10 protein-coding genes are annotated in these 13,879 nt (G+C 42.9%); 6 read left to right on the top strand and 4 right to left on the bottom strand.

All coding sequences use genetic code 11. The annotated features are described in order from the left end of the window. Window positions 1–91: 91 nt before the first annotated feature. Window positions 92–1,843 (bottom strand): glycoside hydrolase family 13 protein, encoded by a 1,752-nt coding sequence (locus LCY76_RS08785; RefSeq protein WP_248252326.1) that lies wholly within the window; start codon window positions 1,841–1,843, stop codon window positions 92–94. A gap of 335 nt (window positions 1,844–2,178) precedes the next feature. On the opposite strand from LCY76_RS08785, the gene LCY76_RS08790 reads away from it, so the two are divergent. The 6 genes from LCY76_RS08790 to LCY76_RS08815 all read left to right on the top strand — a co-directional run bounded on the left by LCY76_RS08790 (window position 2,179) and on the right by LCY76_RS08815 (window position 11,122). Further along, window positions 2,179–3,444, top strand: coding sequence for an extracellular solute-binding protein (locus LCY76_RS08790; protein WP_248252327.1), 1,266 nt, complete (start codon window positions 2,179–2,181; stop codon window positions 3,442–3,444). Between the two features lie 131 nt (window positions 3,445–3,575). Then, on the top strand, window positions 3,576–4,859 hold the full coding sequence (locus tag LCY76_RS08795) for a carbohydrate ABC transporter permease (RefSeq protein WP_248252328.1): 1,284 nt from the start codon (window positions 3,576–3,578) through the stop codon (window positions 4,857–4,859). A 1-nt stretch (window position 4,860) separates the two neighbouring features. Further along, a complete protein-coding gene (locus LCY76_RS08800; protein WP_248252329.1) occupies window positions 4,861–5,697 on the top strand; it encodes a sugar ABC transporter permease in 837 nt (278 codons plus the stop codon). Window positions 5,698–5,787: 90 nt separating this feature from the next. Beyond that, complete coding sequence (locus tag LCY76_RS08805) at window positions 5,788–8,166, top strand: glycoside hydrolase family 31 protein (RefSeq protein WP_248252330.1); 2,379 nt, start codon at window positions 5,788–5,790, stop codon at window positions 8,164–8,166. A 25-nt stretch (window positions 8,167–8,191) separates the two neighbouring features. Next, window positions 8,192–9,235, top strand: coding sequence for a LacI family DNA-binding transcriptional regulator (locus LCY76_RS08810; RefSeq protein ID WP_248252331.1), 1,044 nt, complete (start codon window positions 8,192–8,194; stop codon window positions 9,233–9,235). Window positions 9,236–9,445: 210 nt separating this feature from the next. Then, a complete protein-coding gene (locus tag LCY76_RS08815; protein WP_248252332.1) occupies window positions 9,446–11,122 on the top strand; it encodes a glycoside hydrolase family 13 protein in 1,677 nt (558 codons plus the stop codon). A 41-nt stretch (window positions 11,123–11,163) separates the two neighbouring features. On the opposite strand, the gene ligD (LCY76_RS08820) is transcribed toward LCY76_RS08815, so the two are convergent. Genes ligD (LCY76_RS08820) through ku form a run of 3 tightly spaced genes read right to left on the bottom strand, consistent with a single transcriptional unit; the run spans window position 11,164 to window position 13,831 of the window. Next, window positions 11,164–12,081: a non-homologous end-joining DNA ligase gene (gene ligD / locus LCY76_RS08820; RefSeq protein WP_248252333.1), complete on the bottom strand. Its 918-nt coding sequence runs from the start codon at window positions 12,079–12,081 to the stop codon at window positions 11,164–11,166. Next, the gene (ligD, locus tag LCY76_RS08825) at window positions 12,051–12,998 is read right to left on the bottom strand and encodes a non-homologous end-joining DNA ligase (RefSeq protein WP_248252334.1); all 948 of its coding nucleotides are present in this window, start codon (window positions 12,996–12,998) and stop codon (window positions 12,051–12,053) included. The genes ligD (LCY76_RS08820) and ligD (LCY76_RS08825) overlap by 31 nt, the downstream gene beginning before the upstream one ends. A gap of 5 nt (window positions 12,999–13,003) precedes the next feature. Continuing rightward, window positions 13,004–13,831: a non-homologous end joining protein Ku gene (gene ku, locus LCY76_RS08830; RefSeq protein ID WP_248252335.1), complete on the bottom strand. Its 828-nt coding sequence runs from the start codon at window positions 13,829–13,831 to the stop codon at window positions 13,004–13,006. Between the last annotated feature and the right edge of the window lie 48 nt (window positions 13,832–13,879).

Below are 13,879 nucleotides of genomic sequence, written 5' to 3' on the forward strand. Positions count from 1 at the left end.
TTCATGGTCAAAGGGGCTTTATTGATGAATAGGACTAGCAAAAATCCAAGTTCATGCTGACTGCCTTACAGGACGCTTGCACTGTTCTACGTTAACTTAATTTTAAAATCAAGGAATCATTGGCATTTACAACCGCATGAGCTGGGCTGATGTTTTCTCCCGTCCAAAGGTTAACGGCATTGCTGAATCCGTCAAATAGACCTTCTTCAAGCGTTATGGGTTCGCTCTCTGAATTAAAGGCGAATAAAAGGGTTTCATCAGCAGATGTTTTCTTATAAAGAAGCGTTCCAGGTGTATGGCTCCCTTTGATAAAAGAGAGGGTTCCACCATTGCCAAAAGCAGAATGATCAGATCTGAACGTGATCAGTTTTTGAATATCTTCAAATAAAGAGCGGTCCTGTTTTTCCTCATCCCACTCCATGCATTTTCTGCAGCCGGGATCCATTTCGCCAGTCATCCCTACTTCATCTCCATAATAGATGCAGGGAGTTCCAGGGAAGGACAGCATGAGTGTGTACAATTGGCGGACTCTTTCTTTATTTTCCTTGGCTAGTGTCAGTACCCTTGGTGTGTCATGTGAATCAAGAAGATTAAAAGCAACCTCATTCACGTTTGCAGGATAGGACTGTAGAACGTTTGTAATCTTGTCAGCAAATTCGCTGCCTGTTATTTTATCAAATGCTAGAAAATCCAAGGCTGCCGTCGTAAACGGATAGTTCATAACCGCATCAAACTGATCACCCTGCAGCCAAGGCATGGAATCATGCCAGATTTCTCCGAGGATATACGCATCAGGCTTTACACTTTTCACGGTGCTGCGGAACTCGCGCCAGAATTGATGATCCACTTCGTTGGCCACATCCAGCCGCCAGCCGTCAATATTGAATTCTTCGACCCAAAACCGGGCTACTTTCAATAAATATTCTTTTACCTCAGGATTTTCGGTATTTAGTTTCGGCATGTTTTTCTCAAAGGCAAAGGTGTCATAGTTTGGTTTAGGTTCTGTGATGACCGGAAATTCGCGAATGTGGAACCAGTTTTTATATTGCGAGTTTTCCTGGTTTCTGAGAACATCCTGAAATGGTTCGAAGTAGAAGCCGCTATGATTGAAAACAGCGTCCAGCATTACTTTTATGCCTTTTTCATGGCAAGCATCCACCAATTGCCGGAAGGTTTCTTTTGTTCCAAACTGCGGATCGATTTCAAAATAATCGATCGTGTCATATTTATGATTCGACTTTGCTTTGAAAATAGGGGTGAAGTAAATGCCGTTTATTCCAAGGCTGGCGAGATGATCAAGGTGCTGGATGACACCCTCAAAATCTCCACCAAAAAAATTGGTCTTGGATGGTGCAGCTGAGCCCCATGCCAGTGCCCCTTCAGGATCATTGGCAGGGTTGCCATTCGCAAATCGTTCAGGGAAAATTTGATACCAAACCGTATTCTTTACCCATTCAGGTGCCCTGAATACATCTGCTTTGTTAAGGAAAGGGAAGCAGAAATAATACGATGTATCATCCCTAGGTGCTTCTTCATAAAAGCCTTTTTCCGTATAGACCAGCTTCTCATTCTCATTCATCAGCTCAAATCCATAACGAAGTCTTCTAAACTCGGGAGATACTTCAATGACGTAATAATCGAACCATTCATCAGATCCCGATTTGGTCATCTCACTTTTCTGGATTTGCCAGCACCCGTCTATCCAATTATAAGGGTCGCCATAGATAAGATGTACAGACTGAACATCACCTTTTTTCGTTCGTAAACGGATGTGAAGCGTTTTTTCGTCATAGGCATAGGCATAGTTATTCTTTGGTCTATGATACAGGACTTCTCGCTGCATATCATCACTCCTGACTAGTTTTTGCAATCGGTTGCACATATAGGGTATAAAAAAGGTACAAACTCTGTGTGGAGGTTGTACCTGCGGTAGCATTGCCCCGATGCAATTAATTTCAACTTTAATGTAGTATATACTGAAATTGATGTCAACGAAAGAGTTGAAAGCGTTTTATAAAAATTTTTGAAAACAGTTGTCAAAATAAAAAAGGGATGTATAATGAAATTAGGAATTGATGCAATCGTTTTCACAACACGTTAGGCGAAGGCCTAATCCTTTTTTTGATTTGGTTGTGCAAACGGTTGTTTAAGATCTTAAACAAAATAGGGGGAACAAGAATGAAAAAGATAATGGCCTATATGTTAACGCCAGTGCTTGCTTTTGGTGTTCTTTCTGCCTGTGGTCCACAAGACAGCAGCGGAAGCGGCAGCAATACAGGAAAAGCAGAGAAGAAACCGGATAAATTAGTAGTCTGGGAAGATACAGATAAAGGTGTAGGCCTTGAACCAGCTGCGAAAAGCTTTGAAAAGAAATACGGAATTAAAATTCAATTTAAAGAAATGCCAATGCTTGATCAACAAGATAAGCTTCGTCTTGACGGACCGACTCACAAAGGAGCGGACATCATTACGACACCACATGACCGTATTGGGCCATTGGCTACTGAAGGATTGATCGAGCCTCTAAATATTTCAAGTGAAATTACAAGCCAATATACTGACTCATCAATCTCGGCTTTAACGTTTAAAGGAAAACTTTATGGTCTTCCAAAATCTACTGAAACACCTGTTTTCATCTACAACAAAAAGTATATGAAAGAAGCCCCTGCAACACTTGACGATCTTTACAAGTTCTCTAAAGGCGACAAAGGCGGCGCGCAATACGGGTTCTTGGCGAACTGGACAGATTTCTACTTCGCACATGGCATCTTAAGCGGTTACGGTGGTTATGTATTTAAGGATAACAATGGAACACTTGATACGAAAGATCTTGGTTTAACAAACAAAGGCTCTCTTGAAGGTGCTGATTACATTTCCAAATGGTACAAAGAAGGATTATTCCCTAAAGGTATCATCGGGAAAAAAGCAGGACAAACCATTGACGGTCTATTCAATGAAAAGAAAGTTGCTTCTGTAATGAATGGACCTTGGTCATTCCAAGGCTATAAAGATGCAGGAATTGATATCGGTGTTGCACCAATGCCGAAGCTTCCTAACGGCGAGTATGTAAAAACATTCATCGGTGTTAAAGGCTGGAACGTAAGTGCATATTCTGAGCACAAAAAATGGGCTCAAAAATTTGTAGAGTGGATCACGAACGAAGAGAACGCGAAAATCCGCTACGAAAAAACTCAGGAGATTCCTCCGATCAAAGCTCTTATGAAAGATCCAATCATTGCTGATAACGAAGCAGCAAAAGCAGTTGCTGTTCAATCAGAACGCGGTGTTCCAATGCCAAACGTACCAGAAATGGCAGAAGTTTGGGTACCAGTAGGAAACGCGCTGCAGCTTACTGCAACAGGTAAACAAGATTCCAAGAAAGCATTGGAAGACGCATCTAAAACAATCGAGCAAAACATTAAAGCAAAACACACCGGTAAATAATATAGAGGGAGGCGGTACCCAGTATATTCTGGGTACTGCTTTCACTATAGGTGCATCTTCTAATACCTGAAGGTTCAGACATTGGAAGATGCATCTATATCAAGTGTTTCAGAAAGGGGACAGCCTACATCATGGAGGCGTTAGCAAATCAATCCAACCATCGTAAAACCTCGGCTTTGCTCTCTATCATTCCTGGGATCGGCCAGGTATATAATAAACAAAGAATAAAAGGGGCTTTATTCCTTATCCTGGCAGCTTCCTACTTCGTTGTTTTCGGGAACCTTTTGAACATGGGTCTCTGGGGATTCTTTACCCTTGGAACAGAGCTTCCGCGTGACCATTCCATCATCCTCCTCGTCCAAGGGGTCATCGCATTTATCGTGATTGGCTTCGGCATCGCTTTTTATGTGTTTAACATTTACGATGCGTTTCAAAATGGCAAGAAGAGAGATCAGGGCTTTGCGGTCACAACCATTAAAGAGCAATATCAAAATGTGATTGATAAAGGATTCCCTTATCTTTTAGTAGGGCCGGGCTTTTTTATCCTGATCTTTGTTGTTGTATTTCCGATTCTGTTCATGGTTTTCCTTGCGTTTACCAACTATGACTTGTACCATTCACCGCCTGCTAAACTGGTAGATTGGGTAGGAGTTCAGAACTTCAGTGACATGTTTACGATGGATATCTGGAGAAATACATTTGTATCTGTATTTGCCTGGACGATTATCTGGACATTTACAGCAACCACTCTGCAGGTTGCCGTTGGGATTTTTCTTGCGGTTGTTATTAATCAAAAGGATCTTAAATTTAAAGGAATCATCCGTACGTTATTAATTCTTCCATGGGCAGTTCCTGCTTTCGTTTCTATCCTTGTGTTCAGTGGAATGTTCAACGACTCTTTTGGAGCAATTAATAACGATATTCTGGCAGCTTTTGGAATCGATCCCATACCGTGGCTGACCGATCCGCAATGGACGAAAGTCGCGATCATCTTTATCCAGACATGGCTGGGATTCCCTTTCATCATGGCAATGACAACCGGGGTACTCCAATCTATCCCTGAAGAATTGTATGAGGCAGCTACCGTTGACGGAGCGACAGTTTGGGATAAATTCAGATCCATTACGCTTCCGATGATTCTGGCTGCTACTGCACCGATCATCATCACACAGTACACGTTCAACTTTAACAACTTTAACGTCATTTATCTCTTTAACGAGGGCGGTCCAGCCGTTGCTGGACAAAGTGCAGGCGGAACAGACATTCTAATTTCATGGATTTATAATTTGACCATGACCTCTGCACAGTACAGCAAAGCTGCAGCTGTTACAGTTCTGCTGTCTGTCGTTATCGTTACGGTTGCGCTTATTAACTTTAAGCGAACGAAAGCATTTAAAGATGAAGGAATGATGTAAGATGAGCATTAAACGAGGAAAAATTATACGTCTCACTCTGTCCTATCTGGTCATTCTTGCTGCGATTACAATAGTGATCTATCCGATCCTCTGGGTTATCGGATCATCACTAAATCCCGGGGACAGTTTAACGAGTTCAACGATTATACCGGAGCATGCAACACTGCAGCATTACAAAGAACTGTTCACGAAAACTCAATATTTAACATGGTATTGGAATACATTGAAAATTTGTATCAGCACTATGGTTCTTGCTGTAATTTTTATCGGTCTGACAGCCTATGCTTTTTCCCGCTACCGTTTCTTCGGGCGAAAAAATGGTCTGCTTTTATTCCTTGTATTGCAAATGATTCCTCAGTTTGTAGCAATTCTTGCAATCTATATCCTTGCAAACCTTGTTGGACTTCTTGACACGCATTTCGGACTTGTTCTTGTGTACGTTGGGGGATTGATTCCTATGAACACCTGGCTGGCAAAAGGTTACTTTGATACGATCCCAAGAGAACTGGATGAATCAGCACGCATTGATGGAGCAGGACACTTCCGCATTTTTTGGCAGATCATTCTTCCGCTTGCTAAGCCAATTCTGGCTGTGGTTGCTTTGTTCAGTTTCATCTCGCCATTTGCGGACTTCATTCTTGCGTCCATCTTGCTTCAGTCAGATGAGAAAAAGACTTTGGCTGTAGGTCTTTTCAATATGGTATCCGATGAGTTTGGAAATTCCTTTACACTGTTCGCAGCTGGATCTGTATTAATTGCAATTCCGATCGGACTCTTGTTCCTTTCATTGCAGCGTTTCTTCGTTTCTGGGCTGACGGCTGGAGGAACAAAAGGCTAAAAGCGCCTCAATATATGAACGGGAAAAAGCTGCATACGCTTTTCCCGTTTTTTAATAAATGGAATTCTATTATTTTTGGAGGAAATGAGAATGCTAGATACAAGCTTTGCCATACATCCAGGGAATAAGGCTAAATTATTGAACAGTACCTATACCGACATAGGAAAGCTTTTAAAGGCGGAAAAGAAAGAGACGGGTTTTTTGTTTCAGTCCGAATTCGGCTTTGTACGAGTTTCATTCTATACAGAAGATACGGTCAGAGTGACGATGAATCCGGCGGGGTATCCTTCATTCGATTCAAGCTTTGCTCTTATAAAAGAACCTGAAAACATAAACGTTAAGATGACAGATGAAGAAGACAAAATGATGTTAGCTGCTTCCCGAATCAGTGTTGCCATCCAGAAGAATCCCTTTCGCATCTCAGTATATCGGGAGGATGGCACACTTCTCGTAGCTGAAGGGGCAAGAGGAATGGGTTTTAATGAGAAAAAAGAGGTTATCTGTTATAAAGAGATGGATCCTGAAGACCATTTTTACGGTTTCGGTGAAAAATCCGGCTTTTTAAATAAGCGGGGGGAAAAGATGACCATGTGGAACACGGATGTCTATGCCCCTCACAATCCTGAAACAGATTCACTCTATCAATCGATTCCTTTTTTTACGACACTGCGAAATGGAAAGGCGCATGGAATATTCTTCGATAATACGTTTAAATCTGCTTTTGACTTGAAAACAGATGAGGATTCATACTCATTTGGTGCAGAAGGCGGACAGCTTGATTATTATGTAATGGCAGGCCCAACGCCAAAAGAGGTTTTACAGCAATACACAGAGCTGACAGGGCGGATGAACATGCCGCCAAAATGGGCGATAGGGTATCATCAGTCCCGTTACAGCTATGAGACCGAAGCTGAAGTCAGAGCTCTTGTGCAATCCTTTCAGGAAAAAGGAATTCCCGTCGACGCGATTTATCTCGACATCCACTATATGGACGGGTACCGAGTCTTTACGTTTGACCATGAGAGGTTTCCTAATCCGAAGAAGCTGGTTCAGGATTTGCTTGAAATGGGTATTCGTGTGGTTCCGATTGTCGATCCGGGTGTCAAAGAGGATCCGGAGTATAAAACTTATCAAGAGGGAACCTGGGATGATCATTTCTGTAAGTACATCGAAGGACATCCATATTTTGGCGAAGTCTGGCCTGGAAACTCTGCATTCCCTGATTTTACGAATACGAAAACAAGGGAATGGTGGGGACAGAACCACAAATTCTACAGTGATTTAGGGATTCATGGGATCTGGAATGATATGAATGAGCCAGCTGTTTTCAATGAGACAAAGACGATGGATGTAAAAGTGATGCATGGGAATGACGGTAACCCGAAAACGCACAGAGAGCTGCACAATGTGTACGGTTTATTAATGGGTGAATCAACCTATAATGGAATGAAGAAGCTGATTGGCGGAGACAGGCCTTTTCTATTAACCCGGGCTGGTTATGCTGGAGTACAGCGCTATGCTTCAGTATGGACCGGAGACAACCGGAGCTTTTGGGAGCACTTGGCGATGTCTTTGCCTATGGTCATGAACCTCGGTGTTTCTGGTGTGCCTTTTGCAGGTCCTGATGTCGGTGGTTTCGCACATGACACAACGGGTGAATTGCTTATTCGCTGGACACAGGCCGGCGCATTCACCCCGTATTTCAGAAATCACAGTGCGATTGGCACGGTAAGGCAAGAACCGTGGGCGTTCGGTGAAAAAGTAGAATCAATTACGAAAAAGTATATAGAACTCCGTTATGTCTGGATGCCTTTTATGTATAACCTGTTTAGAGAAGCGCATCTCACAGGTGTACCAGTAATGAGGCCTCTATTCTTGGAATACCCAGAAGATCCGAGCACCATGAATGTGTCAGATCAGTTTCTGCTGGGCGACTCTGTTCTGATTGCCCCAATTCTTGCTCCGGGAACCACCCATCGAGCGGTATATCTTCCACATGGCAAATGGCATGATTATTGGACAGACACCGTTTATGAAGGCGGTCAGCATGTCCTTATAAAGGCGGAACTGGATGTATTGCCGATCTTTGTGAAAGACGGATCTATCCTGCCGCATGGTACGGTAAAACCAAACTCTGCCATAAAAGAAACGAAGATGACGTTCCATGTGTATGCAGAGCTTGATGGAAGTGCGGAGTATAGCTTGTATGAAGATGACGCCAAGACTTTTGCTTATGAAGATGATCACTTTGCAGAAATAAATATCAACTGTTCATTTTCCAAAAATTTGATTAAAATAGAACTTAACCAAGAAAGCAGCGGCTATACTCCTGATTGGACAGAATACGAGGTTGTTATCCACCATCCTGCGCCAGAAACAGAATTTAAGTTAAATGGACAAACGGTGAAAGGCAACAGGTTAAATGTCAATGATACAGTAATCATTAAAGGAACGTTGCAGCATGATTGAGAGTAAACACGGAAGGAGGATGATGATGACCGTTACGATTAAAGATGTAGCTAAACTCGCAAATGTAGCCCCATCCACCGTTTCGCGTGTCATTGCCAACAACCCAAGGATATCGGAAAAAACAAAGCTCAGAGTAAGGGAAGCGATGGAGCATTTAGGGTATCATCCAAACTTTAATGCAAGAAGTCTCGCTAACCGTTCAACCCAGGCGATCGGTCTTGTCATGCCCGGTTCCGCAGACAAAGCGTTTCAAAATCCATTTTTCCCGGAAGTTATCCGCGGCATCAGCACCATTGTGCATGAAAAAGAATATGCACTGTATATGTCCACAGGCCAGACAGAAGATGAAATTCATGATGGGGTCGTCCGAATGGTCCAGGGCGGCAGAGTGGACGGTATTATCCTCTTGTATTCAAGCGTAGATGATAAAGTAATGAACTATCTGATCGAGAAGAAGTTTCCTTTTACACTGATCGGCAAGCCGTTTAAGAATGAAGATGCGATTACCCACATTGATAATGATAATTTTAAAGCGGCAAGAGAGATGTCAGACTATTTGATTTCGCTCGGCCATGATAAGATCGGATTCGTTGGTGGAAGTTCTCATTTGGTTGTAACCATCGACCGGCTTCTCGGCTATGAAAAATCGTTGAGAATCCACCAGATCCCATACCGTGATGAATACATTATTCATGAAGAATTTTTAAAAGAAGGCGGCCAGGAAGCGATCAGAAAGTTGATGGCACTAGAGGAACCCCCGACTGCTCTTCTCGTCATGGATGATCTGATGGCGTTTGGTGTACTGAGTACACTCAGCGAGATGAACATCTCTGTACCTGATGACATTTCCGTACTTAGCTTTAATAACGTGATGCTGGCAGACTTTTCAACACCAGCGTTAACCTCTGTTGACATCAATATTTTTCAACTGGGATATGAAGCAGCAGAGTGTCTGATGGATCTTATCGCAAAACCAGACCGCACACCAAGAAGGGTGGCAGTTCCGTACCGTCTTGTCGAACGGCAGTCTTGTATGGCGATATCTGCCCCAAAAAAGAAAACCATATAAAAAGGAAGGCAGCCTGTTTATCGCTAAGAATAAACAGGCTTTTTTCTTTGGGAATGAATAAATCGATGAAGTTCCAGCGCTCGTCGGGCCTTAAAGGGCACTTGCCCTTTTCTTAAATAAACCTGTTGCTTAATGTTTATGTAATCGTATACAATAAGGATGGGACTTAGGACAAACGTTTGCACAAAACGAAAACAGGGAGTTATTGAAATGAAAAAAAAATGGTGGAAAGAAAGCGTCGTTTATCAAATATACCCTCGAAGCTTTATGGACAGCAATGGGGACGGAATTGGGGATCTACAAGGAATTATTTCAAAACTGGACTACTTAAAGGACCTTGGAATCGATGTCATATGGCTTTCGCCTGTATATAAATCTCCGAACGATGATAACGGCTATGACATTAGCGACTATCAGGAGATCATGGATGATTTCGGCACGATGGAAGATTGGGAAGAGCTGCTGGCAGCCTGCCATGAACGGGGAATCAAGCTGATCATGGATCTTGTCATCAACCATACATCTGATGAACATCCTTGGTTTGTTGAATCCCGTACATCCAAAGATAATCCGTACCGCGATTTCTATATTTGGAGAGAAGGGAAAGACGGCAGAGAGCCGAACAACTGGGAGAGTATTTTCAGCGGTTCGGCCTGGAAATACGACGAACAGTCGGATGAATACTATCTGCATCTGTTTTCGGCAAAACAGCCTGATCTTAACTGGGAAAATGAGAAGGTTCGCCGTAAGTTGTATGAAATGGTTCAATGGTGGGTGGATAAAGGAATCGATGGATTCCGTGTGGATGCGATCACGCACATTAAGAAAGCTCAAGGGCTCGAAGATCTTCCGAATCCTGGCAAAAAACGCTACGTTCCTTCCTGGGACGGCCACCTCAATCAGCCTGGAATCCAGGATTTCCTGAAAGAGCTGAAAGAGAATGTCTTCATGAATGATAAAATCATGACGGTGGGAGAAACGCCAGGAGTCAGTCCTGAAGGTGCAAGAGAGTACGTGGATGAAGAAATCGGTAAATTTAATATGGTATTTCAATTTGAACACATGGGTCTTGATCAAACGGAAGAAAGTAAGTGGGATCTTGCTCCTTGGAAGCTCTCTGATTTGAAAGACGTACTTACCAAATGGCAAAAAGGCCTTGAGGGAAGCGGATGGAACAGCCTATATCTTGAAAATCATGATCAGCCGCGGTCAGTTTCCAGGTTTGGCAATGATAAAGAATACCACAATAAATCAGCCAAGATGCTGGCCGCTTTTTATCAGTTCATGCAGGGAACACCTTATATTTATCAGGGACAGGAGATTGGGATGACCAACGTACAGTTTGAGTCGATCGAAGACTACCGTGATGTGGAAATCCTGAACCTGTACAGGGAAGCTCAGCTTGACGGAAAGAGTGTTCCTGAAATCATGAAGTCCATTTATGTTAAAGGCCGTGATAACGCCAGAACTCCAATGCAATGGAAAGACGCTAAAAACGGTGGCTTTTCTGAAGGGACACCATGGATTTCTGTGAACCCAAACTATCCTGAGATTAATGTAGCACTGCAGCAGGCTGACGAGAATTCAATCTTAAACTTTTATAAAAAGCTGATCAAGCTTAGAAAAGAACACAGCATCATTGTCTATGGAACGTACGACCTGGTTCTTGATGGCCATCCTGACGTATTCGCCTACACTCGTACGCTAGATAATGAAAAGCTTACAGTGCTTTGCAACTTCAGAAGCCAAAGCACACAAGTTGAGCTGCCAGAAAGCTTAAAAGATGACAAAGCTGAGTTGCTGATTTCGAATTATGAGTACAGCGGCACTGGTTTGAAAAACTTTGAACTGCAGCCGTTTGAAGTTCGGGTGTTTTACAGCAAGTGATGAATAAAAAAAGATCCTGGCCCATGCCAGGATCTTTTTTGTTATAAACCTTGTTCCTTCAGCCAGTCCAGTACCGGCCCGAAGTGCTTGTTGGATTTTGCATCTTCAAATTCAGCGAACGGATCGCCATTTTCCAGTATTCTCTGGTGGATTGACTCCAGCGGAAAGGTTTCTGGGCGAAGATCTCTATTCAGTTCTTCCCAGCGAAGCGGTGTAGCGACGAGTGCTTCATCGTTGCCCCTCACAGAATAAGGGGCGATGATGGTTTTTCCTTCCGCATGCTGGATGTAATCAATATAGCATTTGTTGCCTCTGTTTTTCTTAAGCCGTTCAACAGTAAACCAGCCCGGTTCTTTCGAAATCAGATATTGAGCCAGAAAATGGGTGAACCTTCTTGTTTCATCAAAGGTAAACTGGTTTTCAGGCAAAGGGATATATACTTGCAGCCCTTTGTTTCCGCTCGTTTTGACAAATGCTTCTAACTTCAGCTTTTGACAAACCTCATGGATAAGCAGGGCCGCTTCGACTGAGAGCACGAACTCATCCCGTGATGGCGGGTCAAGATCCATGACAATCTCAGAGGGTGCTTCAGTACCGATTTTACGAAAGGGGATATGGAGCTCGAATGCCAGCTGATTTCCTAGCCAAAGCAGTGCAGGCAGGTTGTTGCAAACAATATAATGAATCTCGTCTTCAACCACGGTCTCGATAAAGTCAGGAGCATAATCAGGACAATTCTTCTGATAAAAACGTTCATCATTGACCCCATGCGGATAGCGGATGACCGTCAGTGCCCGGTTCTTTAAAAAGGGAAGAAGGTAAGGCGCTATCCTGGCCAAATACTCAAGATAGTGAAGCTTCTGAAGTCCTTTTTTCGGCCACAAAGGCTTATCTGGAGAGGTGACGGCTACTTTAATGCCGTTGATGTTCAGCTCCTGCTGCTGATTGCTTTTTCCCATGTACAATCCTCCCAGCTGACATCGAGTCTAAAGGCAACAAATCGTGGGTGTCTCAGCTGATCTTTATAGATCTCCAAATATTGAAGTTCAACACATATTGATGGTAAAACCTTGATAAAATTGCTGTCCTCCGCAGACTTGTTGTTTTTTATGACTTCGATCAGAACTCTGCGTTCTTCTGAGGATAAGCCATGAGAGAACAAGCCGACAAAAACCGTTTCACCGTCTTTACGTGCACCGACATGAAAGTAGCCGTTCTTCTTTTCATAGGCTGTGATAAAAAAGATGCCGATCTGTGGGTTTTTTATTTTTATCCATTGTTCTGACCGTGCTCCTGGAACGTAATTGCTTTTGCACCGTTTCGCTATAATCCCTTCACTCTTTTCTTTTTTGTTGAGAGACCAGAGCTCATCCCCATTACGGAAAAATTCGATGGCTTTTGTTTTCATTTCTTCGCGTGCAGACATTTTTTTGAATATCTCTTGGAGCTTTTCTTTTCGCTGAAGCAAAGGGGTTTCGGTTACTCGCTCTCCCCGTACACTCAGCACATCAAAGACAAGGTAAGTGGCAGTATCATCTGCAGCGGCCCGTTTGATTTTGTTTACATCCTTTAACCTTCCCCTTTTTTGTAAAGCTTCAAATGATGCCTTATAGGGGGTTTCCAAGATGCATAATTCTCCATCAAATATGAGTGGGAGGAGGGATTTGATCTCCTCAGTCATTAGAATTAAATCATTCACGACTTCTGGAAACGAAAGGTTTAATGAATGGCCGTTTCTGCTGTAAAGATCGACTCCTGTTTCGGTCCATTGGGCAATGCAGCGGTAGCCGTCATATTTTATCTCATAAATCCATTCGGATCCCGTTGGGAGATCACTGGCTAAGGAAGCAAGCATTGGTCTGATCGGTATAGGCATTTATGTTAAGCTTTCTTCTTCTTTGGTTTAGCCTTTTTTGTTTGAGATTCCGGTTTCTCTTCTGCTGTCTTGGACTGGTCGATACTCGCCTGCAGCGCTTCCATCAAGTCAACAACATTGGTTCGCGGCCGTTCTTCAGACACTTTGATTTCTTCACCGGAAATCTTGCTTTCTATGATGTTTAGAAGTGCTTCACGATATTCGTCTTTATATTTCTCAGGCTCGAAAGGCGTAGACAGCTGTTCGATTAACTGCTTTGCCATTTCTAGCTCTTTGTCATTCACCTGTATGTCCTCATCCAGTCCTGGAACATACTCGACATTACGAACTTCATCGGGGTAATATATCGTTTCCATGACAAGCCCTTTATCATAAACCCTTACAGCAGCCAAACTCTCTTTTGAACGAATCGTAATCTTTGCGAGTCCGATCCTTCCGCTTTCTTTCATTGCTTCTTTTAACAAAGTGAAAGGTTTTGCGCCGTTCTCTCCGGGGCCGATGAAATAGGAACGATTAAAGTAAATCGGGTCGATCTCTTCCAATGAGACAAAATCAATGATTTCAATGGCTTTATTCTTAATCCCGGCGATTTTGTCGAGATCTTCTTTTTCTATAAGCACAAATTTTCCCGGCTCATATTCATAGCCTTTGACGATGTCTTCTTGTTCGACTTGCTGTTCACAAACCGGACAGGTTTTTTCATACTTGATCGGATTATGGCATTTTTTATGAAGATACCTCATCTTAATATCTTTGTCCTCAGTCGCTGCAAACAGCTTTATTGGAATATTAACCAGGCCGAAACTGATGCTTCCCTTCCACATGGTATGCATTGTCTACACCCTTTCCTAGTGTTCTTGTTCTAGTGTGTGACAATTGCC

The sequence above is a fragment of the Fictibacillus marinisediminis genome (genome assembly GCF_023149135.1).
In the GTDB taxonomy this organism is placed as follows: domain Bacteria; phylum Bacillota; class Bacilli; order Bacillales; family Fictibacillaceae; genus Fictibacillus_C; species Fictibacillus_C marinisediminis.

Coding starts and splice junctions, on each gene's coding strand:
- ku (WP_248252335.1), bottom strand. CDS start 13,831: ATGCATACCATGTGGAAGGGAAGCATCAGTTTCGGCCTGGTTAATATT.
- LCY76_RS08800 (WP_248252329.1), top strand. CDS start 4,861: ATGAGCATTAAACGAGGAAAAATTATACGTCTCACTCTGTCCTATCTG.
- LCY76_RS08815 (WP_248252332.1), top strand. CDS start 9,446: ATGAAAAAAAAATGGTGGAAAGAAAGCGTCGTTTATCAAATATACCCT.
- LCY76_RS08785 (WP_248252326.1), bottom strand. CDS start 1,843: ATGCAGCGAGAAGTCCTGTATCATAGACCAAAGAATAACTATGCCTAT.
- LCY76_RS08795 (WP_248252328.1), top strand. CDS start 3,576: ATGGAGGCGTTAGCAAATCAATCCAACCATCGTAAAACCTCGGCTTTG.
- LCY76_RS08805 (WP_248252330.1), top strand. CDS start 5,788: ATGCTAGATACAAGCTTTGCCATACATCCAGGGAATAAGGCTAAATTA.
- LCY76_RS08790 (WP_248252327.1), top strand. CDS start 2,179: ATGAAAAAGATAATGGCCTATATGTTAACGCCAGTGCTTGCTTTTGGT.
- LCY76_RS08810 (WP_248252331.1), top strand. CDS start 8,192: ATGACCGTTACGATTAAAGATGTAGCTAAACTCGCAAATGTAGCCCCA.
- ligD (WP_248252334.1), bottom strand. CDS start 12,998: ATGCCTATACCGATCAGACCAATGCTTGCTTCCTTAGCCAGTGATCTC.
- ligD (WP_248252333.1), bottom strand. CDS start 12,081: ATGGGAAAAAGCAATCAGCAGCAGGAGCTGAACATCAACGGCATTAAA.